This window comes from Nitrospira sp., assembly GCA_005116745.1.
Classification (GTDB): Bacteria; Nitrospirota; Nitrospiria; order Nitrospirales; family Nitrospiraceae; genus Nitrospira_D.
This window is the reverse complement of the sequence record SWDS01000006.1, coordinates 236471-263353: the sequence shown is the minus strand read 5'-3', so window position 1 is coordinate 263353 and position 26883 is coordinate 236471. Positions and strand designations below refer to the sequence as shown.

Below are 26883 nucleotides of genomic sequence, written 5' to 3'. Positions count from 1 at the left end.
GACTGCCTGTTACACAATCACGGCTCCGTGGAGCAAGACAGCGGTTGGTCTTGCAAGAGCGATTGCATGGTCTCGCCAACCAACGCTCGTTCCACCGCCTTATCACGACGGCGCAACAGGGCAGACACCGGATCACTGGGATCGAGGTGGGGCACCACCCACGGCGGGGTTCCATTGCGAACCGAATCCAGAACCTCTTTCACGAAGATCAGGTCCGGCGCCTTGATGAGACTCACCCCTTCCGGTTCTTGAAGGCGACCTACAAACCCGTTATCGACGAGCCGCTCAACCTCTTCCTCCACCAGAGACAAGGGCATGTTCAGCTCGCTCGATAGCTCCGGCAGTCGCAACGGACGATCGCCTTTGAGGTAGTGATGCCCCAGAACGCGCAAGACCTTCAGGGCTAGCTGTTCACGAAAGACGTACGTGCCTTGATCCCACAGCAGGCGGGACAAATAGGCTGTGGGGTATTGGCAAAAAAATGAGAACTGCGCCCCGATCAGCACGATCATCCATCCGGCGTAGAGCCATAATAAGAACAGCATGAGGACGGCAAAACTCGAATAGATCGCGCTGTAACTGGCGGAGGCTGCCACGAAGTTCGCAAAGATTTCCTCGGCGATGATCCACAGAACAGCCGCCGAGACGCCACCCACAGCTGCTGAGCGCACATGGACATGGGTGTTAGGGATCGTCTTGTAAAAAAAGGTAAGCACGGCACAGAGCATCACGAAGGGCACCGCATCGCCGCTCCACACCAGCAGCGTCCCAAACGGTTCCATTTCCACGAGACGCTGAACCACCGTATGACTTTGTAGTGACGCGAGCAGGCCGAACGTGCTCACCACAAGCACCGGTCCCACAAGGACCGCGCTCAAATAGTCGGTAAACTTTCGTTCCCAAGTGCGTCCCTGTTTAACCTGCCAGATCGCGTTGAGCGCTTGCTCGATCTTGTCGATCAGCGAATAGGTCGTATAGAAGAGGCCGGCAATCCCGAACGCTCCCAGCACCCCCATTTTCATATTGTCGACAAACCCAATGATGGTGGACGTGATCTCCTGGCTCTTGGGGCCGAGCGGCTCCAGCGTTTGGGCCAAGAAGGGTTCGATCACATGGTGGACATCGAAGGCCTTCAACACCGAGAACATCACAGCGAGAAACGGCACTAACGACAGCAATGTCGTGTAAACCAGACCAGCTGCCCGAGCATCGAGCAGACGATGGCGGAATTCCATGCCGACCGCGGTGGCCAGCCGGAGCGCTTGAGTGCCCAACCGTTGGAGCCATGACATAGTAGCAAGATCCTTGGTCCAGAGGTCCTGCTTCGAAAATTGAGACATGCGTGTGGAGCCTGCCATAGATCCTGCTGCTCCTAGCAGGCGGTTCACATCTTTTCAGTACAACAGGTGCGGTGGCGAACAGATACTGAAGGCGTCAGAATACCATCACAGGATGCATTTCCCAAGAGGCAGGTACACCGTACGGTAAATTGAGGCAGTTGTTAACAGAAGCTAATGAGCCGCTGACGATCCAGGCATTAGCAGAGGGTTTAGATACCTAATGAAGAGACTAAGACAGGTCATGCGTCCGTGCCAGTCTTGGGAATGACTGGAAACCACGGGATACGGCTGGTATCTGGCAGTTGTTTAGTAGTCTTTTTGTCGGACCCCCTCGCGCCCTTAAGTTTTGCTCTGTCAACGAGCCGGGGCTTGGGGTGCTTCGAATGCTTCTGCGGCATACGGTAAGTATATCATTCGCTAACCCTATGGATTAATTGACGGGTCTATCCCGTGAGGATCGTGTTACACGTTTCGGCGTGTCTGCGTCATGCTCCGGACGATGGTCGCATAAGGCGATTGAGCAGGCGAGTCGTCCACGGTGACACCCAGCAACAAGCGGCCCAAGAGCATCGTGGTTGCGATAGACATACTACTCTGAAGCCAGTCCGTGAGGGACTGGGCACCCACGAGTACGCTTGTCACGCTCAGGAGCCAGATGCCTGCACCCAGTGCGACTAGACTGGCAGGTCGCGTGGAGTCTGTCATTCGGAGTGCCACCGCCACAGCGATGGCCCCCATAAGCAAGGCAATCAGCGGGTACGACCCAGGTTCACTTTGAGACGAGATCCCAAGCGCGGCGAGCACCAGCCCCGCCACAAAGGCAACGATATAGACAATTACTACCCCGCGTACAATGCTTCTCCATGGAAGGGGTTGTGGCTGAAGTGTCATACGGTGCAGCGTAAGGTCTGCACCGCTGACACCGCTATCCTACAAAAGCCGGGGGATCAGAAAGGCAGAGGTGTAGTGGAAGAGTTCGAGGAAGAGATCATTCAGCCATCGGGGGACCAAGACCCAAGCATTGACCCGCGGTTTCTTAGTTCGCTATCTTTCACACTTATGCGGCTGCGAATCTGCACGCTGCTACTATTGGTCCTTACTCGTTAAAGTGCTGACAAGCTGCGGGTCGTACGATTCATGCCCAAACCGAGATTTGATTTTGAGCAACTGCATGGTTCCACCCAATCGAGCTCGTACAATACATGGCCAAAAGCGTCCCCTGTTCATTTGATGCCCCTGCTCTAGTGTGATACGGTCCGTGCTCTCATGCCGGACTCGGTTCCCCCCTTCACCCTTGTCGATGTGCCCGGCGCGGTGCCTCTGCTCGGCCACCTGGGTGCGTTTAAGAAGCAACCGCTGGAGATGCTCTCGGCCTGGTGGCGCCGGCACGGCGATGCGCTGCGCTTTCGACTCGGCCCAAAGACGATCCATCTCTTCAGTCATCCTCATCTCGCTGAAGACATTCTAGTCCAGCAAGCCGACCGATTCGTAAAAGTCTACGACCCTCAGCGGCCGACCGGCCTCGCGCTGGTCCTGGGTAATGGACTCGTCACCAGTTCAGGTGAGGTCTGGAAACGCCATCGTCGCATCATCCAGCCCATCTTTCACCGATCTCGCATGGCCGCGATGGCCGATCGGATGGCCCAAGTGGGCGAGCAGCGGATTGCCACGTGGGACAACCGCGCGGGACGTACGATCGACATCGCCGCTGAAATGATGCAGCTGGCCCTCGAGGTCATCTCACAAACGATGTTCACCACCAGCATGGCGCACCACATCGATCGGATCAGTCATGCATTGCGCATAAGCATCAAATACGCCTTCGACTCGTTTCACAATCCGCTGCAGTTGCCCCTGTGGGTCCCGACCCCGCGCAATCGAGAATTTCGTGCGGTCATGCAGTTCCTGGATGGGTTGATGTATGGATTGCTCGCCGAGCGGCGCCAAAGCAGAGCGCAGCACGGGGACCTGCTTGATCTCCTCCTGCAAGCACGAGATGAAGAGACCGGTGAGGGACTCAGCGATCAGGAACTGCGCGACGAGGCCCTGACGATCTTTGCGGCGGGCCACGAGACCACCGCGAACGCGCTTGCCTGGACTTGGTATCTCCTCGCCACTCACCCGGAGGCGAAGGCACGGTTTCATGAGGAAGTGGACCGGGTACTCCAGGGAAGAATACCCAGCGCCGACGACCTGCAGCACCTCCCCTATACTCGGGCCATATTCGATGAATCGCTTCGTCTGTATCCGCCTGCACCAGCTGTACAGCGCAAGGCGACGACCAGTACAACTGTGGGCGGATTGCCGCTGCCAGCTGGTGCCTTGGTCCTCATCGGCACCTACAATCTGCACAGACACCCGGCGTTTTGGCCAAACCCCGAACAGTTCATGCCAGAGCGATGGCTAGACGGCGAGCGGCCGACTGCACGATATGCCTATCTCCCATTCGGCGCGGGACCGCGCGCCTGCGTGGGAATCCATTTCGCATCAGTAGAAGGGCCACTTCTATTAGCCCTGATCGGTCGCCGCTATAATCTGCACCTAGCTCAAGAGCGCGTCGAGCCGCAACTCATGGTAACCCTGCGGCCTAAAGCTGGCATTAAGATGATGCTTCAACCACGGCAGGTGCCGGTCGTATCGGTCGCCTAGAACCAACTCCACCTTCAGCCTTGAGACAGGCTCCCGTTACAGTGATGAAGAGAGTGACACAGAGATGATCGTACAAGCACGCGAGGTGTGGTAACAGGAGAAAGATTACTGGGTGGTTCTATCCGTGCGCATTTATCGCAGAATAGCGCACGGCATGAGAGAGCTTGGTTTGGTGGGCCGTGTAGGGGTCGAACCTACGGCCCGCTGATTAAGAGTCAGCTGCTCTACCAACTGAGCTAACGGCCCCACCGGGTATTGAATTATCGCTGCCGACTGCCAAAGGCGGTTTGGTGCGCCTGACAGGATTTGAACCTGTGGCCCTCAGCTCCGGAGGCTGATGCTCTATCCAGCTGAGCTACAGGCGCTCCCGCAACCAAGGACAGTCACCTTAGCACAGCGAGAAATATGCTGTCTAGCTCGTGTTTGTGCTTCACCGAGCCTCGGTATCGGATACGAATGCATAGGGCAGGAACAGCTCTTCTCCCTCGGCACCTGCATGGAGGCGCAGCGCCTCGATTGCCTCCGCTTCTATCCCAGCGAGATGATTCTCTTCCTCTCGAATGGCTTTTGAGAGCCGAATCAATGGAACGGCCGTTTGAACGGCACAGGCACCACTAACAGAGTCCCCATCATCTGGAGGCACACCCATAGAACGACAGACCAGCGGGCGAAACTCATAGAGGCCACATCGTCCGTCCTGCTCCAAGGCCGGACAAGGCCACGCATCGAACCGTTCAATGAATTGTTCATTCATATCCTCAGGCCACTGGTCGATGAATCGATTCGTGTTCAGTGATGGCGCCGCAGCGGTAAGCACTGTGATTTGCTCCGCTGCAATTCGTTCGATCCTCTTCCGCTGCTCATCTGGAAGCGTTCGGAGACCTCGCTGAAGCTCTTGTCTGTCGAGAATCGTCACGGAAAACAGGCCGATACAACAGTGCGCGCAGCCTTGGGTACAGGGGAGATTGCCGAGAAGGGAGGCGTTCGCGCGATGAAACCACCGAGCAGTCTTTTCAAACAGCGGAGCCGGACACAAGTGATTGCCCTCTTCGCTTAGCCTTCAACGGCCGTCGACATGTCCACAATGAGATCGCCTTGGGGCGAATAGAACCCTTGCTTGTCGATTTGAACGATCCCATTACACTGCTCCTGATAGAACTCAAGGATCCATCCATTGAAATCATAGCCCTCGTCGGTCACATCGTTCTCTGCTATGCGCGTCGTTAAGATAAACCGACAACGAGTCACATATTCAATCGCAAGTTGCGCTTCGATATCAGAATGCGCGGTGAGGAGATCCAGGAAGACTTTTTTTTCCTGGTCGAAGACATCTCGATAGCTGCCACGATCACGGACGCAAAAGAGGTGAATCGGTTTCCGCTCACGATGGTAGCCCAAAGTCACTTGCACCCAGGCCCAATCTTCAAGAGCTCCTTCCTGGAGATCAGCCGGAACGATGGGAGCTTGTCCGCGCGACTTCAGAAAGTCGATCAAGAGTCGCAGCGGAGGGGAATTTTCCTTCTGACAGAAAACCCGTGTATAAAGAATGCTTTCCGGCTGTTCGGATTCTTGACTGTCTGCACCTAAGGGTAATATAGGCAGGTCTTTACCCACGCACCGTCACCATGGTCAAGAGCCGTTTATGCTGGGCCACGAAGTCCATCCAGCTCTACTCTACCCTTCCATTTGCCTCAACCGCAAGGGGTGGTGTATGCATTTCTCCACGCCAGACGTGCGTTTTTCTCGTTGACACTCTTCCGACTCTTGGCTACACTCTCGCGGGTTTTGATGATGTGATCACGAGCACGCACATCGGCGACTCAAAACGAGCCAGGATGTGTTTTCAGAAGGCGCGTCAGGCGAGACATCAACATAATTTATCCCTTACCCTCAAGGAGGTTCACGAATGGCAAAATCAATGACGAAATCGCAGATTGCAGATTACATCGCCGGGAAAGCTGGCATCACAAAAAAAGGGGCTGTGCAGATTCTTGATGATTTTGCAGCACTGGCCTATCGCGAAGCCAAGAATGTCTTCACGGTACCCGGTATCGGCAAGCTCAAGCTGGCGAACCGCAAGGCGCGCATCGGTCGCAATCCTCAGACCGGTGCGGAAATTAAGATTCCGGCAAAGCGCGTAGTCAAGTTCCGTGTGGCCAAGGCCGCCAAGGACGCAATTCTCGGCAAGAAATAAAGAGAATTCCTGTCCCGGCTTTGCTACAGCACTCAGATCTACTGAGTTGGGGTCCATCCCCTGCCTCCCAGGAACACACGAGGGTCGAGACCGAACCGGTCTCGACCCTCGGCTTTTCTTGCCGACAGCCGAGCAGTCTACTGAACAAATCGGATTCTGCTTCGCGCACCGTTGCACGGTGACAGAAAATACTGTGGCATGCTCCATCTCAGAGTGCTCAAAAATGCCGTCCAGCAAGACCGCAGCGAGCGAAGAGACGAGGCGTATGCTTCGGTACGGTGAGCCTCTGAGTAATGCGAGAACACCGCTAGAGGACTTATTCAGCATTCTGCTAGTGGTGTGACGGACCGAGTCCACTGCCTCCCATCCCATCGTGTCCGATTAGACGAATCGCATCCCCATCCTGAACAAGCGAATCCTCACTGGCGATCTTCTTATTGATAGTCACGAGGACTTTCTTTTCCCGTAGGAGCTGCAGCAGAGGACGAAGTTGCACTCCTTGTCGTTGGATCAGTTGGCGAACGGATATCGATCGATCGATGTCGCATGCCAGATCACACTCCCCATCCACAGTTTGTAATTGTCCAGTCAGTACGATCGTCACCATATCTGTTTTTCCTCATCCATACACATGCTCTTACTCTCTCCACTAGACGAGAGTTGACTCGCCCACCATCTCTCCTGATAATAGATGAGTATGCATTCTCTCGATGTTCAAAATCCTGGCATGCCCGATCTCCAGTTCGTCTTGTTCGTGTCGGCACTCTGCACGGCAGATCTGGCGACGATCAATGTCTCGGAAGAACTTCGGCAAACGATCTTTGATCGCTGCTGGGCCCTTATTCACACCGAACCACCACCGACCACCTCTCATGAACGCGTGCTGGACCTCCGAGGAGGAACAGAACTTACGCTCGACGCCTGCACTGCGACGATCCGATCCCTCTTCCACGAGGCAAATATTACGACCTTGGTGTGGGACCATCCGGTGAGCGAGACTCGCATGACCAGCACACCTGAAGCCACTCCATTGATCGATCGATTGGGACAATTGTATCCCGACCATCCTACAGTCGTCGATCCTCCTAGTCATCCACCTCACAGATCCAATCCGACACCATGAACTAGGGGATGCCGTGCGTGTGACACCAATTGACATTCCTGGCGTACTCTTGCTCGAACCGTCCATCATTTCCGATCATCGAGGCTACTTCATGGAAACCTATCATCAGCAGCGCTACGCTGAGGCAGGTATTACGGAGCACTTCGTGCAAGATAACTGCTCACGATCGATTCAAAACACGGTACGCGGTCTGCATTTTCAGGAACCGCATAGTCAAGGGAAACTCGTCATGGCCCTTGAGGGGACTATCTACGACGTCGTCGTCGATATTCGAACGGGATCGCCGACGTTCGGAAAATGGTATGGCATCGAGCTGTCTGGTAAGAACCTTCATCAGCTGTACATTCCCCCGGGATGCGCTCATGGCTTTTGTGTCACGAGCGAGATGGCCACGTTTCTCTATAAGTGCACTGCTTATTATTCGCCGAGGGATGAGCGAGGTATTTTGTGGAACGATCCGGCGTTGGGAATTCGCTGGCCGATCAGTGACCCAATCCTCTCACCGAAAGACCAAGCCTACCGCACCATCAAAGAAATGGATCCAGAGTTACCGGTCTATACGCCTATTCGCTAGCAGATATCCACTCACCACACATTCGATCTTCACACATCGTCATGAGCGTTTGCGACTCTTCCCTCCACGGGATCTACAGAGCAGTCCTAGTGACAGGGCTGTTAGGAGTGTGGTATGAGTGCCTCTGTTCGCGTATCTATAGTGGCACGTCCCCATCGTCTAGCCTGGCCTAGGACATTGCCCTTTCAAGGCAGTAACACGGGTTCAAATCCCGTTGGGGACACCAAACCTTTCAAGGCACGCTAAGCCGTTGAAAAATCTATTCACTTTTGCTTCCCCTTCGAATCGATAGACCTTCTCCCCGTCTCTGATCTCGCGCCAGACCCCAACCCGGTTCGGCAACAGTTTTCGCAGGATTTGCCGTGTCTGGGCTGGGTGGACCTGCCCGACCGAGGGCTCCTATTCGCTTCTCCATCCGCCTGCCCCCGCAGGTGATCTTGGAGAAATAAGAAAGACCCGCCGCCGGAGAGGAACCAGCGGCATCACGCGAGGGGATCGGCCCCGCGCTCGGGTCTCCACGTCAAATGCGCGACGTAGGGACCATCGTAGGCTGGGGCCAGCCGGGATGTACATATGAGGCCTCTTGCCGAGTGGCTTGTGGTAGGTCTTCGCCGGGAAATCTTAATCAGCGGGAGCCATCGCAATTCTTCTGAGTAACAGTCTTCCTAACCAAGTTAAGCCATAGCTGGATGCTTTCATCATCCCAGTTGCTCGATCAAACTCAGGAACCTCCCCACGGCGAACAGAAGGGAATGAAGGCGTTAACAATTGAAGTTGAACAAGGTGCTGTTTATAGCTGTTATGGATAGCCGCCTCGTCCATCTCTTTTTCTGAAGACCCCGAATGAGGAGCACGAGGTGCAAGGGCTGCCTCATGTCGCTGCCAGAAAGCCGGGTCTCTTTGAGGATGTCGGCTCGTGTGATGTGAGGCAAGGATGATTACTTCCACATCATTGATCTCCCCTAGAATTCCAAGTAACCGCTGGGTTTCCTCGTAGGAAACCGCGTCGTCCGTGATACCTCCTGCGAGCAGAGCTGCTAAGTAAACCAAGCGTTCATCGCTCATGGCACGCGAAGCCTGATGGAAAGAATCCTCGATGAGGTCTATCACGTCAGGCTGACGCAATTTATCCCTAACTCGCTCGGATTCAAGATCGCCAAGCCGCACATCTAGCTTTTCAAGAAATCGTACGATGCGATCTATCCGTTGGTTAGGTATTAGCGTCCCGATGATTTCTGCGGCCATACCGCCAAGATAGGGAATTGCACCAACTGCTCCTTTGGCAATCAAGACGGCATAGTCCGCTTTATTCGATTTGAGTTCGTCCATGGGGAGCCTTCTACGGATACAGACTATTACTCAAGTGCCATACCACCTACCAGTTCTGATCAATTTATGTTATTGTTCCGAACTTTTCATTAGGGCTTTCGGCTCTTCATGGTAAGGAATTCTATGGGGTACTTACAACTACCTGTTTTCACTTTAACTTTGGTTTGCTCCTTAGTGCTCACACTGATGCCTAGCCGTGGAGATGCAGAGACAAAAACAAACGGAGCAGAAATTACTCTATCAGCGGAAGAAGTAAAGTTTGTTAAGTGGCTCAGCACGACCGATGAGATGGTCAAATCACTCACCAAACAAGGGGAATTACTGGATTGGTTGAACAAGTTGATTGGAGTGGTGCCTGGACCAATAGGAATCGTTCAAAAGTGGAATATGGCTACGATCAAGGGTTGGAGAGCAGCTAATAAGAAACTTGTTGGACTCAAGAAACAAGTTCACTGCGCCAAGATTCAAGAATTGCTCGCAGGAGGAACGGAGAATACTGAGTTTTTTGAGAAACTATATGAAGCAAGAGGGTGTGAAGAAGATTAGACCACAAGTTCGAATAATCTAATAGGAGGGAGTGCATGTCGAGATTCAAAATGCAAACGGCCATTTTTACCGTAATGCTCTTGCCAACATTTACGGCTTCTGCTGCACAAGATTGTATCGAGTTGGCCCGAGCAATCGTTTACAACGATACCCAATCATACAGCGAAGAAGAACAAAGACAGATCACTAAGGCAGATTTTTGCTCAGAACAATACAAGAAAGACGGGAGCGGTAAATCTTTAGCAATTGAAGCATCATATAAGGTATTTTCTGGCGGCATTGCGGGTACCGAACAACAAATACATGAGGAACAGACCAAGCAATGTGAAGGTAAGTATGGCGAGTACTGGATGAAGAAGATTCAAAGTAAGCAGGCTCGAACCGCATCGTCTGCTTCTCTGGCTGTGATCAATACCTGCCTTGACTTGCATAAAAGGGGGCTGTCTGAATCAGCGAGAATTAAACGCGATGGTAGTGAATTTATCTTGGGACTTAGCTGGAATAATAATACTCCCGGTTCAGTCAAGGTAAAATATGTCGGCCCAACCACGTTAAGCGCATTTAATTGCAGTGTCCAAGATGAACCCGGCGGTTTAAAAGCTGTTAAGACTTCCAAGGATATGAGTACCTCCATTCCAAATGGAGGATCGTTCTCCGTAATATGCCAACATAAAACCCAAAGTAAACAAGTGCGAGACGGTGAAGAGCATCGCTGCTATCCTGAAACTCTAATAGCAATAGCCACTGAGGGGCCTAATGAATCACTCACGATCCCGGAAGCCTGTACACCAAGTATGCCGGGAAAACGAGCGGAGAAAATTGAAGCCAAGCTTAAAAAGGCAGTGGACGATATTAAGGCTCTTTCAGATCAACTTAACCAAGTAAGTGCAGAGAGGGCTAAAGACAGTGCATACGCGAAAGAGCAAATTGGAAGGTTAGATGGCGCTGTGACTGCGGCGGCACAGAGAGGCATCTCGGGTATCGACTATCATTATGCGGGTCCACCTCCGCAACGTCCCGCGGGAGAATGTGTGGGTATTATTGAACCGGGAGCTCCTGGTGCTACCATATGGGCGGATAATTGGCTCTGTCTGAAACGATAAGAATGAGTTTATAATAAGTTCATCTATTAGGCTCGGAAGATACATTTCTCAGGCTGCCATATTGATTTCCCCCGCAAACCAGATCACGAAGCGGGCCAGCGGCGACATTGAAAGGTTCACATTCCGATTCGAGACACCACATTCTTTGTAGGCCAGACATCTGGAAAGCTCCTCAGGATCAGACATACCCCTATCCATGATCCAGCTACAGGATCTAGTGTGCAGAAATAAATGACTGAAAGCCTGAGGCGTAAGGAACACTTTCTATTGTTGTTGTATCTTGATAGACTCAGACTGTTTCATCGCGTCAGGCCTCGCATGAAACGCGCGTAAGACGGCCTATTACCGATGTTGTTCCTACCGAGACCGTGATTGGAAGTTTAGCCTCAGCCCCATTACGCCGTACCATCCTTGGGTCGCGTCTTCCTTTTTACGAAACCCTCTCGCGTCATGGACAATGTCATCATCACAGGAGGACCCCAAGATGGGTTCAAAGCTTTACGTCGGTGGGTTGCCGTATTCGGCGACCGAGCAGCAATTGACCGAAACGTTCGGGGCCCATGGCACGGTGGCCTCGGCAAAGATCATCTCGGATAAATTCACGGGACAGTCGCGTGGCTTTGGCTTCGTGGAGATGTCCTCGGATGCTGAGGCGAAAGCCGCGATCACAGCGCTGAATGGCACAGAGATGGGTGGCCGCACCTTAACGGTCAATGAAGCGAAACCACAGGAGCCGCGTTCTGGCGGCGGTGGTGGATTCGGTGGTGGTGGCGGTGACCGTGGTGGAAAGCGCGATCGCTGGTAAACGGCTCGCACTGATCCAGACGCCAAAGGATCTCCGGCCCAGACCGCTGGTCTACAAGGGCATTACGCGGCGCGGGCCGGAAATTCTCCAGAAAATGGGATCACGATGTGCCCCAGAGACGACATTGAAAGGTTCACATTCCGATTGGGAACACCAACACCATCCGAATAATCACCAGTTACCGTCTTGCTTGTTCCTCACGGGCCTGCTGAACGTATCTAACTGGAACGTAGGATCTGGGGCTCGTCTAGCGCTGACTGCAGGCGATCTTCCACAGAGCCTTCTGCCAGTCCACCAGTTCCCATGTGGTGTGAAAACTCAGTGAAGGCAAGCAGTCGCGCACGTTTGTTAGCACAATCGAGTTCCTTGCCGGTCACGGTCGAGAACAACCGATGCGATCCCGGTCCGAATCCTCCAAACCACGCATTCCCTTGCATCCACAGATAGTCCGTCAATTGCCTTAACACAATAACGCATCCACCCAGACGTATGAAGTCAGGATCAACATACACCGTATATAGACTGGGTATTTGATACGCATCCTCAATTGGTACCCATCTCGTCTCACCAGCAGATACGAGACTGACTCCATCACAAGTAAACCAGATACCAACTACTCCTCCTGTGAGCAGCCTATCCTTCAAACGCATGACTGCATTTCCGGCATAGAAACTTCGACGCAATGGTATCCTTCCATTCAGCCAGCTTCTCAGCATAGGTCTTAGTTTTCAACCTTCCATATCCAACCCATACCCCCAATAATCCTGCTGACGAGGCGATCTCTGCGACCGACATCTCTGCTTCTGACGCTTGAGGGGACCCGATGGTCAGTAGGAGGCCAACATACACGGGGACCCCAAGCAGAAATCCCTGAAGATAGGCCCAGGGGACCTTTGGCGGGAGATACGACTTTGGAAGACCAGTCAACGCTTTTGCAGACGGCGATTGTTCCAGAATATCCCGTATGCGTTGCGCCTTATCTGTCATGCAAGTTGGACAGGTCCGTTCAACAGACATAGAATTCCTCCTTTCTAAGTAAGCACTCCCAGTAGCGCGCCTAACAACAGAACAAGAGCCAAACTCTATCCCAGCGCAGCCTCCACCGACCGGAGACTCACATGAACAACTATTTGGAATGCCATGTTTTTACAAATCACTATCAAACAACGGACACGTTGAATCGTACGTTAATATTTTAGGCGGGAAGAAATTCCGCTGCAAGGGGACCCTACAGATTAGTAGGTTATACGGAAGTACCACCGTAAGGCAGAAAAAACATGGCCCGGAACTCCCTGATTGGAATTCCGGGCCGCATCCTCACGCCGCTACTGCGATTGCCAACATCCCCAACCAGCCGAGCTTCGCCGCCTTCGTGTCGTACCACTGCGAGATATCATACGCTCTCTCACTGGCCATAATGTGACCTCCTTGTTAGACGAACCTCCGCATTGACGAACTCTTCATGAAAAGCCAAAGACCCACCACTGCCCCTATTGCTACCTTGCCATGCGCAGGCCGACCCCATGCAAGAGGATCATGAGCAACGCAAGTAGCTCCGATGGTACGACGCGCGGCCTGGAGATTACTTGGCGACATGGGGCTCTCTTTTTCACGAGACGGATATCAAAATCGTGACAACTTTACCATAGCGTCCAATGTTAGTCAAGTATATAATGGACAAACATATGACGAAATGCTATTGTCCACAATAAGTTTGATGGTTAGACCAAGTGAGGAGGCACGCGACATGACGATCTATTCAAAAACTACCTTCGTTTTATCAGGTCTCGTCTTTTTCGGACTGGGACTCTTTGCGATCACCGCGTCAGACATCAATGCAAGGGAGAAACAATTCAATGTGCCGCCGCATGCTGAGAGCTCGATGGCGCCTCTCTATGGGTTTCGTCTCCCTGACATTGATGGTCATCCCGTCGATCTCAAGACGTTCAAGGGTAAAGTGCTGCTCATTGTGAATACTGCGAGCATGTGCGGTAATACGCCTCAGTATGCTGGCCTTCAGGAGATGTATGAGCGGTATCAGGAGCGGGGATTCGAGGTCCTGGCGTTTCCAGCTAATGATTTTGGGCAGCAGGAGCCGGGTACGAATCAAGAAATTAAAGGATTCTGCTTCACAAAATACAGTATCGGTTTCCCTCTGTTCTCAAAAATCAGCGTGGTTGGAAAAGAGAAGCATCCCCTCTATCGGTATCTCACTGAACAGAGTCCCTTCCCTGGCCGCGTGACGTGGAATTTCCAGAAATACCTGGTGGATCGCTCCGGCAACGTGATCGGGAAGTATGATCCCGGCATGAACCCTTTATCGCCCACCATTCTGTCCGATGTGGAAAAAGCCTTGTCAAAAAGCTGAAACCGCATATCGATAAGGAACGAGGAATGTGGATGCATCGGTTCAGTATCATGATTGTTATTTGTGTGGGGCTCTTTCTGCATGACACGCTGCGTGCCAACTTGCCAGCGGCTGAGTGGGCTAGAGTTGGAGGGACCCATAAATACGACCGCTATGTGGATATGACCACTATTGGGGTGTCGGGGCAGCGAGTCACGCTCTGGACACTCCGGGACTTTCGTATAGAGCGAGCCATTCCGCGTGGTCCCTATCGGTCACTGACGATCAAGCGTCAGTACGACTGCAGTCAGAGGAAAAGCCGGCCGCTCCGCGCTCCGTACTATCCAGACGGCATGGCACAAGGCCTCGTGTTGTATGCTGCGCCAGCGACGCGCGAGTGGTCCCGCGTGGTTCCCGGTAGCGATGATGATGTTGAAATGAAGGTGGCCTGTCGGCAGGCTCATCGAGGTTGAGTCATGGATAGCAGGGGGTGATATGTTGCGACGATGTATGTTGCTGGTGCTGAGTTGTGTGTGGATGACGGCCTGTACAGGAGGGGAGCCGTCATCAGGTCCGACGACGATCTCTGCAGCTGATTGGTCAAAAGTTGGTGAGATGGAGATATACGTCTACTACGCCGACCGTGGGAGTATTCGGAAAGCCGACGAAACGGTCACCATGTCTGATCTGTTCGATTATAAGACGGCACAGACGGAGGGTGACATCTCGGCGCTCTCAAAAATTACCGTGCGAGAATACGACTGTCAGAATCAAAAGAGCCAGCCAGTGAAAACAACGTGGTATGCCAAGCATATGGGTTCTGGAGCAGTAGGGCGCACTACTGGAGCGATAGGCAAACTGACAACCTCCATCTCGGGGACATCCACTGCAGCACTCATGAAGGTTGCTTGTGGGCTTTGAAAGTCTCGTCACAGGGCTTGCAGCTATCAACCTTTCACGATGACCATGTGATCCGTGCGTTCGCGAGACGAAATCCTATCTGTACGAGGCGGATTGCTTGGCGACGGATATAGCGAGTTTGGCTAACACCGGCAGTCGAAGTCACGACAAGTCGTAATCAGATAGTACTGCTTCAGCTGCTTTCCGTCCGGACAACAGCGCACCATCCAGCGTACCGCTCTCCCGGTAGTCGCCACACAGGTAAAGACCCGCAGCCACGCGCGGTGAGGCTGTGCGGTTCCCGGGCGACAGCAGGTCTATTGGGGGCAGCGTGCAGGGAATGTGATCGGTCCGCAGATGACGCCACCCGTCGACGTGTGAGCCGAACCAGGATTGGAGACACAGCCGCACCGCTTGCACAAAATCATCGTGTGCCCCAATCTGTTCTGTTGTAGTCACCGAGATCAAAGCACGTCCTGTCGGTGCGTATGAAGGCGCTGCTTCACTCAGCACACAGACGGTCCGGACTAACCCATTGCCGTCTCCGTTCAATATCAACCAGGGCCCTCGTTGCGGAGCAGCTGGCGCATCAAAATAGAGCGTCATCGAACTACGCGCTGAGGGGCGTGCCCCTTGCTCCCCACGCAAGCGGGCAGCGGTCGCATGATCTGTCGCGACCACTAGCACATCACCCGTGAGCTGTTCCCCGGACTCCAGCCTCACACTCGATCCCTGAATGTGCTGTACTGCTTGGTTGAGGCGGATCGTACCGGGAGGCAATGGAGCCGCAAGTTGTTGTGCGATAGCGCCCATGCCATCTCGAGGCAGGGCGGTTGCTCCTCGGCAGAAGGCGCCCCAGACTAGCTCGAAAATCCAGCAGGGCGTCGTTAACTCTGTCTCCAAGAATACGCCGCTGAGAAAGGGCTGGAAGAAACGCGTCACCATGACGTCCGAAAAGTGATACGCCTGCAAGACTTCATGAGTCGGACGAGCGGGGTCGCTCATCTCAGAGCAGAGGCGTTGGTGCAATGCGTCCCGTCGCACCCGCAACATTCGCACCTTGTCGGCAAGCGAGCCAATAGGGCTGACCAAAGTCTGAATCAGATCTTGCGGCCGACGAAAGAGATCGCTCATCACGTGAAAGCGGCCGGCATAGCGAATGAGCGCTCCGGGATGAAAAGGCATGAGATTCAACGCGGAATAATTCAGCGTCTTGCGCGCTTCCGGGTAGCCAGTGAGAAGGATCTGGAATCCGCGATCGAGCTGAAAACCCTCTACCCGATCTGTCCGGATGCGCCCACCGATGCCGTCGGAAGCTTCAAGGACTGTGCAGGTAAGGCCCGATTGTGTCAGACGACGTGCACAGGCCAATCCGGCAAGACCGGCGCCGATAATGAGCACGTGTTGAGTGGAGTGCTTCATAGAGCGTTCACGTTGAGACTAGAACCTCTTTCACAATCGATTCTTGATGGGATTTGGTCTCTTGATCCGCTGCATAGACCAAGTCTCCCACCCAGTCACAAGTCCCCTATTCGGAGAGGTCAGAGTGTATCACGAGTATCTCTCTAACTGTTCTGTCAATGCCTGTGCGATAAGTCGCAAGTCAGGGCTAAACGTAGTGCAATTCGCCACCGGGATACCGTGGCAGAAGTTGATCAAGGATTCAGTAATCGCGCTCTCTGAATGACAGCCTCCAAGAGCAAACATCATCGTGCAAACGCCATGTGAATGGCGCCTTGTGCACAGAACTCGTTACACGCCATACCGAATAGGAGGCCGCCAATTCGGTTTGCAAAAGAGCATGTGCACGGTGCTGATTGTGCGCTCAAGGAAGCCGCCTTCACAGTAGGATAGATAGAACTCCCACTGGCGAAGGAATTCAGGTTGATACCCCAGCCTCTTGATCTCCGGAAGGTTCGTGACAAGGTTCCTCCCCCAGGCCCGCAGCGTGGGAGCATAATGTACTCCGATATCTTCAAGGTGAATCAGGCCCAGATCTCCAACTTTCGCCGATGCTTGCGTTAACGCACTCACGGACGGGATGCAGCTGCCAGGGAACATGAAGCGCTGGATAAAGTCCACGGACCGCTTTGCCCGTTCGTAGAACTGTTCGTCAATCGTAATGCCCTGGATTAAGGCCAGCCCGTGAGACGTCAACATGCGACTGCAGATCTCGAAAAATGCATGGTAATACTGATGTCCGACGGCCTCGATCATTTCGATCGAGACGAGCTTGTCGAATTGCAGACCAAGTTTCGGCAAATCCCGATAATCCGTGAGCAACACCGTGACCTGGTCGCTCAAGCCAGCATCGCGAACTCGTTGCAGCGCCAGGTCATACTGCCGTTGCGAGATCGTCGTGGTCGTCACACGGCAACCATAATGAGACGCGGCATGGATGGCAAAGCCACCCCAACCGGAGCCGATCTCAAGGAGATGGTCGCTGGCAACCAACTGTAGCTTTTGGCAGATACGATCGTTCTTCGCACGTGAGGCTTCCGCCAACGTCGCATCTGTTCGCTCAAAGTAGGCGCAAGAATACATCATCGTCTCATCAAGCATGAGACGAAAGAACTCGTTGCCCAGATCATAGTGGGCTGCAATGTTCTTTTGGCTGCCAGCCTTCGTGTTACGGTTTAGCCAATGAACCGCCTTTCGCAGGGGTTGGGACAGCAGCGCGAAGCCTCCATCCATACCCTCTAAGAGCGCGCGATTGAGGACGGAGATCCTGACCAACGTCGTCAGATCGTCACAGCGCCACAAACCACGTCGGTAGGCGTCCCCTGCTCCCACCGTGCCACCCAGCGCGATATCCACATAGACGCAGGGGTCATGGATCGTTACGGTGGCTTCCAAACGACAGCTAGTGGTGGGTTGGCCAAACTGGAAGTGCTCATCTCCTTCGACGATCGTCACTGTGCCGAACTCGAGCTTCGACAGGTGAGAGAACACCGCGCGACGTGCCAGACGGTAGCACCAAGGTGCGATCTTCGAAGAAGCCTGGTTCTTGGTGGGCCGATCGTCAAGCGCAAGACCGGAAACAATCGTCTGGTTATTCATGATGGTGTCTGACGCGTCGCCACAGGCGACGGCTCCTTTCTCTTCTTAGGGTGAGCAAGGAAGGGAACACCCTTGATCCAGAGTTTCAATGCCTGCCAGTGGATGGCACCGATGACCTTGGCCGTCATCAAGGGATACTGTGCAAGGACGTGTGCTAGAGACGATCTGGATAGCTCTCGCCGTTCCAGCCTCATTGTGGCGTCGAAGAACGGCCGTCCGTCGCGAAGATCTTCCATATGGATGGCCAATTGCGATGTCGGCTCGGTGAACCGCCAATCGTAGGCCACGTCCATGTCGATAAAAGGCGAGATGTGGAACACTTTGTCGAAGCGGTAGCGCTTCCTTCTGCCGCTGGCGCGATTCTGTGCAGTTCCCAAGACGTAACAGTGATGCTCCCCCCATGGGGTATTCGTGATTTCCGCGACGATGGTGTCCACAGAATCACCGGATCGGTCGTAGCAAAAATAGAAGCTGACGGGGTTGAAGACATACCCAAAATAGCGGAAGTGTGTCAGGAGGCGGATCGGTCCAACCGGTCGACTGCCTGTTCTTGCCTCCACGAGTTGTCGGATGGATTCATCCAATGGGAGGCTTGGATCGCCAACATGGTCAACGCGATTGAACGAAGCGAGGTTGGTTCGATCAACAGACCAGAACCAGCGATTCTTGAAAACGGTCGGGAGTTCCTCCAGGTCCACATACATCATGAACAACCGGTAGGTGAACTCGTGCGGAACCGGGCTGAACCGCCGGTGCCGAACGTGTCCAGCATAGATTGCGCTCTTCATGACGAGAGGTCCTTCCCGAATGGCTTACAGACGGCCAGCGCACTGTTCACTCCATCCTCGTGAAACCCAAAACCCCAGTAGGCACCGCAATAGGACGTCCGATTGACGCCGTTGATCTCGCCGTGGCGCTCCTGTGCGGCAACAGCTTCCGGTGAGTACACAGGATGATGGTAAGTGATGCGACGCAGGATCGTGGCGGGATTGATGGCGTGCGTGTGGTTGAGCGTCACGCAAAACTCGCAGGGTGCGGTCAGGCTCTGCAGCTTGTTCATGTGGTAAGTCAGGACCGCGCGATCCGGCTGGGCGCCGAGCAGATGGTAATTCCATGCGGCCCAGGCCAGTTTGCGTTTGGGGAGCAACGACGTGTCGGTGTGCAACACCGCTTCATTCTCTTGATAGTGGATCGCACCCAACACCTCCTTTTCCGTCGGTGAGGGGTCGGCCAGAATTGAGAGGGCTTGATCGCTGTGCGTGGCGATGATCGCGTGGTCGAACCGCAAGGCGCGGTAGTCACACCCTTGCATCTTCGCGCGGATCTCCACGTAACCTGGGAAGCGTGCCATCGATTCGACCGGGGAGTTGAGATGAATCCGGTGGTGAAACGGTGCGATGAGTTTCTCAGCATACCGCCGCGAGCCACCCGTTATGACTCGCCACGTCGGCCGCTCATCCACCGAAAGCATGCCATGGTTCTTGAAGAACTGGACTAAGTACCGGGCCGGAAACTTCCACATGTTCTCGTGGCTAGCTGACCAAATCGAAGCTCCCATCGGGACGATGTAGTGCTCGATGAACTCCCTTGAGTATCGATGAGTCTCCAGATAGGAACCGAGTGAAGGACCTGGCTCCGGCAAAGTCAGTAGTTCAAGCGAGTCACGATTGAAGCGCAGGATGTCCCGTATCATCCGGTAGAACGAAGGGCGAAGCAGGTTACGCCGCTGGGCGAACAGGGTATTCAGCGACGTCCCATTGTATTCGAGGCCGGTTCGCTCGCACTTTACACCGAAGCTCATGTCGCTCGGTTGTGATTCCACACCCAACTTCTGGAGCAAGGCCATGAAGTTTGGGTAGGTCCAATCGTTAAACACAATGAATCCGGTGTTTATGGCGTAACGTCGCCCTTCCATTGGGACGTCGACTGTATTGGTATGTCCACCGATATGATCACCAGCCTCGAAGACGGTGATCTCATGATCTCGCTGTAGGAGATACGCCGCGACCATTCCCGAAATGCCTGTGCCGACAATCGCAATCTTCATATGTGCTTCAGTGCCTCGTTGATCCGATCCGGACCAAGCGAGACTGTGTAAGAGGCCTCAAGAATATCGACAGCCGGTATGATTCCCTTACGCTCGTGTTGAGCGCCAACCCGGTCCCGACAGTCGGCATATCTGTCACCACAGTACAATCGACGTGTCCCATGACTTGCTGGGGCGCACTAATTCCACCGTTGAGGCACCTTCCTGACTTTGGAGACATCGTAGCCTTCCTCGGCGATGAGCTGCAGGAACCCCTGGTACTCAACCTCAGAGACTTGCGGTGCGCGCGCCATCAGCCAGACGTAATCGCGCTGTATCCGTCCGATGATGGTGTGATTGTATGCATGGTCTACATAGATGATCCGATAGTCGGCCTTGATCGGCCAGATGAACTGCATGCCCCAGACGGCATTTGATTGCGCGTCGATGATATAGCCGGTGGGATGATAGGTCTTGCGCTCCCCCTCAAAGCCGCCCTTGCGGAAGCTAAAGGTCGTGGCCACGGTCCCGTCCTCGGCCAAGCGATAGGACTCCATGGCGTTGTAGGCGTTCGTTTCGATAAAGGTTGGAATATTGGCGATGACATACCAATCTCCCATGAAGCGCTCCAAGTCCACGGCCGTCGCGGTGCGAATAGGTGGTGGGCTGCTGCAGGCAGCGAGCGCAAGCAGGAGAGCGGGCATGAAGAATGATGGCATCACAGATGACATGGTGTCCTCACTGGAGCACATACCGAAGGATATCGCCCTTCTTCGTGGTTGAGTGGAGCGCGACCCAGCGGCCGTTTAAGGTGTACCAGAGATCGATTGTGAACTTGTCCGTCACAATGCGGCGATGTGTGGTTCGTGTCGGGACTCCCTGCACGGGGATCGTCTCTTCGCCCACCGTAAGAATGGACGCGGGCTGATGTTCGCCGGTCTGCGAATTCAGCAATCGCTCGCCCGTAATCCACTCAGGGTTCCAGTAGGCAAAGGTCCTGATACATCCCTCGCCAATCCAGGTCCCGGCTTGCGTCTGCACCTGCAACTGCCCGTTCTGAAAGATGCCGTTCACGAAGAAGGACTCGCCGTTATCATTGGTCTTCGCGCGAATCTCGCGCAGGCACGTTCTCTCCCATGTTTCGACGTTGGTATGACGATAGGTGTAGACGGTGATGTACAGGAACTTGACCGTGAACTGCGCGTCTACTCGGACCTCGGTCTGCTCGCCTTCCGTAGAGACGTCGAAGCGCTGGTGTCCGATTTCATCCTTGCCGAGGAAGACCTTGAAGTCGTAGGTCTGCGAAGCGGCACTCCACGCCTGTTGCGAAGCGCTTCCAAGGCATGTCAGGAGCCCAAGGAGGGTCACCGCGATACGCAACCCGCTGGTCATCGAATACGCGCTCATCATGACTGCTGTTTCCTCAAATGGAACCCTCCATGCCCTGTTTCGGAAGGCCGGGAAGGAAGGCATTGGTGTGAGCGATATACTCTCGATACGCAGGTCGCCGTTCGATGATTGTCTGCTCCATCAGCGTTACGCCTGAGAATTTCAGGAGCAGGTAGGTGAGGAGCAGGGGGCCCGCAAGGGTCCACCAGGCTCCCGTCGGCACCGCAAAAATGTAGAAGCCCCACCAGATCAGGCACTCACCGAAGTAATTGGGATGCCGTGTATAGTGCCAGAGTCCGCGGTCCATCACCTTGCCGTGGTTCTCCGGGTCGGCCTTGAACCGTGACAACTGCCAATCCGCGATGCCTTCGAAAATCATGCCGACGGTCCAGACGGATACCGCGAGTACATCGAATACCCCCCAATCGACCGGAACGGAGAGAGCCGGCCACAGGGGCATGGAGATGATCCATGCTAGTCCCGCCTGAAACCAGAAGATGATGCCAAGACTCTTGAATGGGAAATTTGGTTCGTATTTCAGGCGGATGTCTTGATAACGCCGGTCCTCAGGCTCACCCCAGTTGCGATGGATGATATGAGCCGACAGGCGCAGGGCCCACAGCAGGACCAGCGTCAGAATGAGCATGGTCCGCCCGGTGTAGGGCTCTGCACCGGTGGCGTACACGGTCGCGGCGGCGAGGAGCATGAAGGCCCACGCGCCGTCTACAATGCTTACGTCGCGCTTGAGGAGGCTGACCACCCAAGTCAGCGTCGCCAGACCCAGCGTCGAAAGCAGTCCCAAGAGATAGAGCGATACGTTCATGACGCCTTCTTTTTCACCAGGCCGGCATAGCCGTCAAAGCGCGAAGACAACGCCAGCAGCAGCGGTGTCAGCAGCGCCCAGCCGATGGCCAGAGCCAACAGCCCTGCGGGCATATTGCTGAATTCCAGCGCCCCGAGGCGGAGACCGCCGTAGTAGGCGGCAGGGCCCCCGACGGCTCCAAAGACAATTGCGAGGACCCAGCGGCCCCTCATCCAACGCAATGAGATATTCAAGAGGGTTGCAAAGAGCCCCCACAATGCCACGATCCAGTATGGGGCTACGTTCGGGAGCAGGATTCCCGAGGAATACTGAAGCCAGCCCTGCCAAACCAATAGGCTATCAAGGACGAGTCCTAAGCCGAGTGAGAGGAGCACCAGTTTGAGCTCCGCCGTTGGGATGGGAGCGCGAAGCACGTGGGTGACTACCACCGCTGTCGTCACAAGGATGCCGAACCAGGGTTGATGCGCTGTGGCGCTTAACACGCACGCAAACCAGCCAATCTGAAAAAGGACAAAGTTGCTGACGATCATGGTGGTGCTCATCTTCATGAAGCACGCGGCACTTGTTTTTCAAAAAGATAATGACTCACCCCCCACTGACGGCCCTCCTCATAACCGAAGAGCTCGGCACAGGCCATGAAGAAGAGACGCCACCGCCCCCACCAGGCTCGCGCTTGTGTCTTACCGTAGACACGCTCGATCACAGGCCACAGGGTCTCGCGGGCAGCATCCATATTGGCCAACCAGGCGTTGGCCGTCTTCTCATAGTGCGTGCCGTCCCATCGCCAGCGGTCCACGCAGGCAAGATGGTCCTGACAGGCCAGCGGGAGGCTATCGCTGGGCATCATCCCGCCTGTGAAAAATTCACGACTCATCCAGTCGGCGGGCCCCCGGTCTTCGAACAGGTACGAAGTAGCACGATGCACGAACACGTGCATGAAGAACTGGCCGCCTGGTTTCAGCCATCGGCGGACGCGCGCAAAGAGATCAGGCCAGTTACGCATGTGTTCGAACATTTCCACCGACACCACCCGATCGAATTGCCCTGGGTCGACCTCGAACGTATTCATGTCGAAGGTCATCACCCGAATCTGGTTCTGTAGGCCGCGTGCTCTGGCTTGGGCCTCGATGTACGCCCGCTGTGAGTGGGAATTGGAGACCGCCGTGATACGGCTATCGGGGTAGTGCTCAGCCATCCACAACGTGAGGGAACCCCAGCCGCATCCGAGCTCCAAAATCGTCTGTCCGTCTATCAGGCCCGCATGCAGACAGGACTCACGCAAACCGGCGGCTTCTGCTTGGCCTGGGGTCGTCGCGTTGGCGGGCCAGAAGGCGCTGCTGTATTTGAGGTGGGGACCGAGGACCTGCCGGAAGAACTCAACCGGGACTTCATAGTGCTGATCATTGGCTTTCTCCGGTACCACTGCGATGGGCGCACAGCGCATCTGGTCGATAAATCGCACTTCCTGCCGGGCTGCCGTTGGAGCGTCGACTGAACGGATCTCCCGGAGGCGCTGCTTGAGCAACTGTCGAATGCCATATCGAACGGCCAAGTCTGGAACCAGCCCCTGTTCCGCCAAATTCAATGCAAGATGAGTGAGATTCTGCATTAGCCCTGTCTCCAGGTAGAGGCGTCTGATCTGACGCCGTCTCAAGCATCGTCATGAAAAACGCTTCACCTGCTCGGCCAAAGTGTTGGCGACTGAGTCGAGCTCAAGCTCTTCCGCCGAAGGGCGAAGCTTCGCGGCACGCCGCTGCGCTTCCAGCCGTTTCAGTTTCGAGACTAATTCCTGCGGACACCCCTTGGGAGTGCCGCCGTGACCGACCAGAATCACTCCTCGTGTGCCTGCCGTCATTTACTCCTCTTATTAAGACTCGCGTCTGTATCCGCTGACTCAGAACTCACCGTCGCTTCGAGGTATTCTTGTAAGTTGGTCTTTCCATAGCGACTCCCTGGATACACTTTCCGAATGAATCCCGCGACGAGAGCCATGAGCTTCTTGACCGAGGGAGTTTTCTCAGGGTCTGTGGCCGGCAACAGACGGACGGTGATGGCTTTCTCATGTGACTTGAGTTGGACAAAGAACGTGCACGCAGTACCCTTCTCGATCGCCACGGACTCCAGCAGGGCGTCTTTTCCGCTCCGGGACAAATAGAATTCCTGAATTTTGAGTATTTCGTTACCGGATCGGTGAACTATCGGCGTGAATGCATGATAGAGGCCCTCCAAAGCTCCGGCTTCTTCTACAACAACATGTGGCATTGCGATTCCCTTCTACGCATGATTCCGCAACATGAGCTCTTTCGGATGCGGGTTAAGATAGACCTGATCGCGAATGTACCCGACGTCGAAGATCTGGACGTAATGTTTGACCAGCGTGAGAGGGACGATCAACGGCGTAAGCCCCTTATGGTAGTCTGCGATCACGCCCAACAGCTCGGCCTTTTCATGAGTGCTCAATCGACTCTTGAAGTAGCCCACAATATGCTGCAGCACATTGACATGCTTGCGCACCGTCGCCTTCATGGTCAGGGCTCTCATGAAGTGCTCACCGTACTTCAACGTCAATTCTTTGAGTTGATACCGTTTCGTTTGGCCGACCAGCCGCCCCATCGTTTCGTAGTGTTGCTGGCTATGGGCTAAGAGCAGGTATTTGTGAATCGTGTGGAAGCGTATCAAAGCCTGTTTTGTGACTCCGTTCTGGACCAGATCCTGAAAGCGTCGGTAGCAGAACACTCGTTCGATGAAGTTCTCTCTGAGCGCAGGATCACAGAGCCGCCCTTCCTCCTCGACGGGAATCAACGGAAACTCCTCTGTGAAGGCTTTCGCAAAGATCCCGACCCCGTTATGGCTCGGCATGCCCTGTACGGTGTACACACGCACCCGTTCGACTCCGCAACTGGGTGAACCTCTCTTGAAGACAAACCCTGAGAGGTCCTGTTTTTGGAACGAATCAAGACGCGTGGCGATCATCGTCTCCATTGCCTGGGTGTGATCGTGCTTGCTCTTAATTGTCATGAGCCGGGGATGATGCGGATTGCCCATCAGACGCATGGCTTCACGCGGGGTGCCCAATCCCGCTTCCACCTCAGGGCAGACCGGTACCCATTCGACGTAGCGGCCCAAGACATCGGTTAGGAAATGGTCCTGCTTATGTCCTCCGTCGAAGCGAACCTCATCTCCGAGAAGACACCGACTGATTCCAAGACGAAGCGGGGAGGTCGTCATCTCGTTGCCTCCTGCTTCCCGAGGTTGAGATATTCCTGACGGGCGAGGTGATGGTCCACAATCGGGGAAGGATAAGTGGTCCCGATTCGGCATCCAGCGCGTTCTTGCTCATCTGCGGTCATGAGATGCAGCTCATGAATCCTCTTCGCCGGTACACGGGCCAGTTCAGGAACATACCGGCGAATGTAGGTTCCGTCGGGGTCGAACTTCTTGCTCTGGAGCGCAGGGTTAAAGATTCGATAGCCGGGCATACTATCGGTGCCAGTTGAGGCACACCACTGCCAATTGCCGTTGTTTGCCGCCACGTCAGCATCAATCAGATGTTGCATGAAATACCGTTCGCCGCTCTGCCAGTCGATCCGCAGATCTTTGATTAGGAATGACGCGACGATCATTCGAACACGGTTATGCATCCATCCTGTCTGGTTGAGTTGCCTCATGCCTGCATCCACAATGGGATAGCCGGTCTTTCCCTCACACCACGTTTGAAACAGCCGATCTCGTTTATTCCCAGCTGGTCGAGCTGGTGGGACGATGACTGTTCTGAACGGGCCCTTCGCGACATGTGGAAAGGATGTGAGAACTTGCTGGAAGAACTCACGCCAGATCAACTCATCAACCCAGGTCAGGACATCAACCCGGGACACTGGCCTACCTTTAGTCAGTGCATTCAACGCAGCGTGAATGGCCATGCGCGGCGACAGTGTTCCGAACCGGAAGTGCGGGGAAAGTGTTGAACTGCCATCGATTGCCGGCAGGTTTCTACCTTGCGCATAGGAATGAAGCGGTCCTTTCATGAACCAGCGCAATCGCTTCAGGGCGTTCTGCTCGCCAGGCTCAAACGCCAAGACGATAGGCTCGTACCCCAGCTCACCGGCGGTGGGAAGAGGACGAGAGAGTGGCAGCGGTGCGGCTTTTATTTTTGCAAGGGTGGTTGGGATTGGTTGAACTACTGGGGTTGTGGCATGCCATTTAGCCCACCAGCGTGAGCGATAGGCGCTGTACCGTTGCAATGGCTCACCCGTCGCGCCCCGCACCTCGGATGCTTCAAACACCACATGGTCTTTGAACGTCCGCACCGCCACCCCGAGCTTTGCCAAACGCTGTTGCACCAGCCGGTCCCGCTCGATGGCTCCCGGCTCGTAGTCGCGATTCCAATAGACCACGTCAGTTTTCCATTCACGTGCTGCTTGTACGACCTGTTCGACTGGGTCACCCCGCCTCCATTGGAGCGGCGTTCCCAATCCACTCAACGCAGCGTTCAGATCTTCGAGGCATCCCAGCATGAAGTTCACACAGGCTGATCCAAACTCATGCGATTGCAGCAACGGCTCATCAAATATAAACAGCGGAATGATCTCGTCGCATTCCGCACAGGCCGCGGTCAGAGCCGGCTGGTCGTGCATTCGAAGATCGCGCCTGAACCAAACCATTCCTCGCACAGGTT

At 54.5% G+C, this 26883-nt stretch carries 30 protein-coding genes and 3 tRNA genes; 11 read left to right on the top strand and 22 right to left on the bottom strand.

The annotated features are described in order from the left end of the window. Positions 1-17: 17 nt before the first annotated feature. Positions 18-1358 (bottom strand): YihY/virulence factor BrkB family protein, encoded by a 1341-nt coding sequence (locus E8D52_06910; GenBank protein TKB68717.1) that lies wholly within the window; start codon positions 1356-1358, stop codon positions 18-20. Positions 1359-1802: 444 nt separating this feature from the next. After that, positions 1803-2231, bottom strand: coding sequence for a hypothetical protein (locus E8D52_06905; protein TKB68716.1), 429 nt, complete (start codon positions 2229-2231; stop codon positions 1803-1805). Between the two features lie 375 nt (positions 2232-2606). Here E8D52_06905 and E8D52_06900 point away from each other — a divergent pair, with 375 nt between their 5' ends. Continuing rightward, the gene (locus E8D52_06900) at positions 2607-3989 is read left to right on the top strand and encodes a cytochrome P450 (GenBank protein ID TKB68715.1); all 1383 of its coding nucleotides are present in this window, start codon (positions 2607-2609) and stop codon (positions 3987-3989) included. Positions 3990-4159: 170 nt separating this feature from the next. Here the strand turns inward: E8D52_06900 and E8D52_06895 are convergent. The 4 genes from E8D52_06895 to E8D52_06880 form a co-directional block, all read right to left on the bottom strand. Continuing rightward, positions 4160-4235, bottom strand: a tRNA-Lys gene (locus E8D52_06895). Between the two features lie 42 nt (positions 4236-4277). Beyond that, positions 4278-4354, bottom strand: a tRNA-Arg gene (locus tag E8D52_06890). 65 nt (positions 4355-4419) lie between these two features. Next, positions 4420-5025 (bottom strand): hypothetical protein, encoded by a 606-nt coding sequence (locus E8D52_06885; protein TKB68714.1) that lies wholly within the window; start codon positions 5023-5025, stop codon positions 4420-4422. 17 nt (positions 5026-5042) lie between these two features. Continuing rightward, positions 5043-5603 (bottom strand): hypothetical protein, encoded by a 561-nt coding sequence (locus E8D52_06880; GenBank protein ID TKB68713.1) that lies wholly within the window; start codon positions 5601-5603, stop codon positions 5043-5045. A 292-nt stretch (positions 5604-5895) separates the two neighbouring features. Between E8D52_06880 and E8D52_06875 the strand changes: the two genes are divergently transcribed. Further along, positions 5896-6183, top strand: a complete 288-nt coding sequence (locus tag E8D52_06875) for an HU family DNA-binding protein (protein ID TKB68712.1) — start codon at positions 5896-5898, stop codon at positions 6181-6183. 331 nt (positions 6184-6514) lie between these two features. On the opposite strand, the gene E8D52_06870 is transcribed toward E8D52_06875, so the two are convergent. Further along, on the bottom strand, positions 6515-6790 hold the full coding sequence (locus E8D52_06870) for a hypothetical protein (GenBank protein ID TKB68711.1): 276 nt from the start codon (positions 6788-6790) through the stop codon (positions 6515-6517). Positions 6791-6874: 84 nt separating this feature from the next. On the opposite strand from E8D52_06870, the gene E8D52_06865 reads away from it, so the two are divergent. From E8D52_06865 to E8D52_06855, 3 genes are all read left to right on the top strand, one after another. Beyond that, positions 6875-7306, top strand: coding sequence for a hypothetical protein (locus E8D52_06865; GenBank protein TKB68710.1), 432 nt, complete (start codon positions 6875-6877; stop codon positions 7304-7306). 13 nt (positions 7307-7319) lie between these two features. Then, the gene (rfbC, locus tag E8D52_06860) at positions 7320-7880 is read left to right on the top strand and encodes a dTDP-4-dehydrorhamnose 3,5-epimerase (GenBank protein ID TKB68709.1); all 561 of its coding nucleotides are present in this window, start codon (positions 7320-7322) and stop codon (positions 7878-7880) included. 148 nt (positions 7881-8028) lie between these two features. After that, positions 8029-8106, top strand: a tRNA-Glu gene (locus E8D52_06855). Between the two features lie 395 nt (positions 8107-8501). Here the strand turns inward: E8D52_06855 and E8D52_06850 are convergent. Next, entirely contained in the window at positions 8502-9209 is a 708-nt protein-coding gene (locus tag E8D52_06850; GenBank protein TKB68708.1) for a hypothetical protein, read from the bottom strand. 123 nt (positions 9210-9332) lie between these two features. On the opposite strand from E8D52_06850, the gene E8D52_06845 reads away from it, so the two are divergent. The 3 genes from E8D52_06845 (at position 9333) to E8D52_06835 (ending at position 11663) form a co-directional block, all read left to right on the top strand. Beyond that, positions 9333-9755, top strand: coding sequence for a hypothetical protein (locus E8D52_06845; GenBank protein TKB68707.1), 423 nt, complete (start codon positions 9333-9335; stop codon positions 9753-9755). 35 nt (positions 9756-9790) lie between these two features. Continuing rightward, positions 9791-10858, top strand: coding sequence for a hypothetical protein (locus tag E8D52_06840; GenBank protein ID TKB68706.1), 1068 nt, complete (start codon positions 9791-9793; stop codon positions 10856-10858). A gap of 484 nt (positions 10859-11342) precedes the next feature. Beyond that, the gene (locus E8D52_06835) at positions 11343-11663 is read left to right on the top strand and encodes an RNA-binding protein (GenBank protein TKB68705.1); all 321 of its coding nucleotides are present in this window, start codon (positions 11343-11345) and stop codon (positions 11661-11663) included. Positions 11664-12296: 633 nt separating this feature from the next. Here E8D52_06835 and E8D52_06830 read toward each other — a convergent pair. Beyond that, a complete protein-coding gene (locus tag E8D52_06830) occupies positions 12297-12680 on the bottom strand; it encodes a hypothetical protein (protein TKB68704.1) in 384 nt (127 codons plus the stop codon). A gap of 865 nt (positions 12681-13545) precedes the next feature. Here E8D52_06830 and E8D52_06825 point away from each other — a divergent pair. From E8D52_06825 to E8D52_06815, 3 genes are read left to right on the top strand one after another with little or no spacing between them, the layout of a single operon-like run. Continuing rightward, positions 13546-14031: a glutathione peroxidase gene (locus tag E8D52_06825; GenBank protein ID TKB69429.1), complete on the top strand. Its 486-nt coding sequence runs from the start codon at positions 13546-13548 to the stop codon at positions 14029-14031. Between the two features lie 32 nt (positions 14032-14063). Then, on the top strand, positions 14064-14483 hold the full coding sequence (locus tag E8D52_06820; GenBank protein ID TKB68703.1) for a hypothetical protein: 420 nt from the start codon (positions 14064-14066) through the stop codon (positions 14481-14483). Between the two features lie 22 nt (positions 14484-14505). Then, positions 14506-14931 (top strand): hypothetical protein, encoded by a 426-nt coding sequence (locus E8D52_06815; protein TKB68702.1) that lies wholly within the window; start codon positions 14506-14508, stop codon positions 14929-14931. 141 nt (positions 14932-15072) lie between these two features. Here E8D52_06815 and E8D52_06810 read toward each other — a convergent pair whose 3' ends face one another. The 13 genes from E8D52_06810 to E8D52_06750 form a co-directional block, all read right to left on the bottom strand. Next, positions 15073-16332 (bottom strand): FAD-dependent oxidoreductase, encoded by a 1260-nt coding sequence (locus E8D52_06810; GenBank protein TKB68701.1) that lies wholly within the window; start codon positions 16330-16332, stop codon positions 15073-15075. 330 nt (positions 16333-16662) lie between these two features. Continuing rightward, positions 16663-17970 carry a class I SAM-dependent methyltransferase gene (locus E8D52_06805; protein ID TKB68700.1) on the bottom strand — a complete coding sequence of 436 codons (1308 nt, stop codon included), beginning with the start codon at positions 17968-17970 and terminating at the stop codon, positions 16663-16665. Next, positions 17967-18758 carry a DUF1365 domain-containing protein gene (locus E8D52_06800; GenBank protein ID TKB68699.1) on the bottom strand — a complete coding sequence of 264 codons (792 nt, stop codon included), beginning with the start codon at positions 18756-18758 and terminating at the stop codon, positions 17967-17969. The genes E8D52_06805 and E8D52_06800 overlap by 4 nt, the downstream gene beginning before the upstream one ends. Further along, positions 18755-20017 (bottom strand): FAD-dependent oxidoreductase, encoded by a 1263-nt coding sequence (locus E8D52_06795; GenBank protein ID TKB68698.1) that lies wholly within the window; start codon positions 20015-20017, stop codon positions 18755-18757. Before E8D52_06795 ends, E8D52_06800 begins: the two co-directional genes overlap by 4 nt. 179 nt (positions 20018-20196) lie before the next feature. Beyond that, positions 20197-20727, bottom strand: a complete 531-nt coding sequence (locus tag E8D52_06790) for a hypothetical protein (protein ID TKB68697.1) — start codon at positions 20725-20727, stop codon at positions 20197-20199. A 7-nt stretch (positions 20728-20734) separates the two neighbouring features. Beyond that, the gene (locus tag E8D52_06785) at positions 20735-21406 is read right to left on the bottom strand and encodes a hypothetical protein (GenBank protein ID TKB68696.1); all 672 of its coding nucleotides are present in this window, start codon (positions 21404-21406) and stop codon (positions 20735-20737) included. A gap of 13 nt (positions 21407-21419) precedes the next feature. After that, positions 21420-22208 carry a DUF1295 domain-containing protein gene (locus E8D52_06780; protein ID TKB68695.1) on the bottom strand — a complete coding sequence of 263 codons (789 nt, stop codon included), beginning with the start codon at positions 22206-22208 and terminating at the stop codon, positions 21420-21422. Continuing rightward, entirely contained in the window at positions 22205-22756 is a 552-nt protein-coding gene (locus E8D52_06775) for a DUF2878 domain-containing protein (protein TKB68694.1), read from the bottom strand. The genes E8D52_06780 and E8D52_06775 overlap by 4 nt, the downstream gene beginning before the upstream one ends. Continuing rightward, the gene (locus E8D52_06770; GenBank protein TKB68693.1) at positions 22753-23817 is read right to left on the bottom strand and encodes a class I SAM-dependent methyltransferase; all 1065 of its coding nucleotides are present in this window, start codon (positions 23815-23817) and stop codon (positions 22753-22755) included. Before E8D52_06770 ends, E8D52_06775 begins: the two co-directional genes overlap by 4 nt. A gap of 51 nt (positions 23818-23868) precedes the next feature. Continuing rightward, positions 23869-24063: a hypothetical protein gene (locus tag E8D52_06765; protein TKB68692.1), complete on the bottom strand. Its 195-nt coding sequence runs from the start codon at positions 24061-24063 to the stop codon at positions 23869-23871. Beyond that, on the bottom strand, positions 24060-24470 hold the full coding sequence (locus E8D52_06760) for a hypothetical protein (protein TKB68691.1): 411 nt from the start codon (positions 24468-24470) through the stop codon (positions 24060-24062). The genes E8D52_06765 and E8D52_06760 overlap by 4 nt, the downstream gene beginning before the upstream one ends. Positions 24471-24482: 12 nt before the next feature. Beyond that, positions 24483-25436 (bottom strand): DUF523 and DUF1722 domain-containing protein, encoded by a 954-nt coding sequence (locus E8D52_06755; protein TKB68690.1) that lies wholly within the window; start codon positions 25434-25436, stop codon positions 24483-24485. After that, the gene (locus E8D52_06750) at positions 25433-26878 is read right to left on the bottom strand and encodes a deoxyribodipyrimidine photo-lyase (GenBank protein TKB68689.1); all 1446 of its coding nucleotides are present in this window, start codon (positions 26876-26878) and stop codon (positions 25433-25435) included. Before E8D52_06750 ends, E8D52_06755 begins: the two co-directional genes overlap by 4 nt. Positions 26879-26883 lie beyond the last annotated feature (5 nt).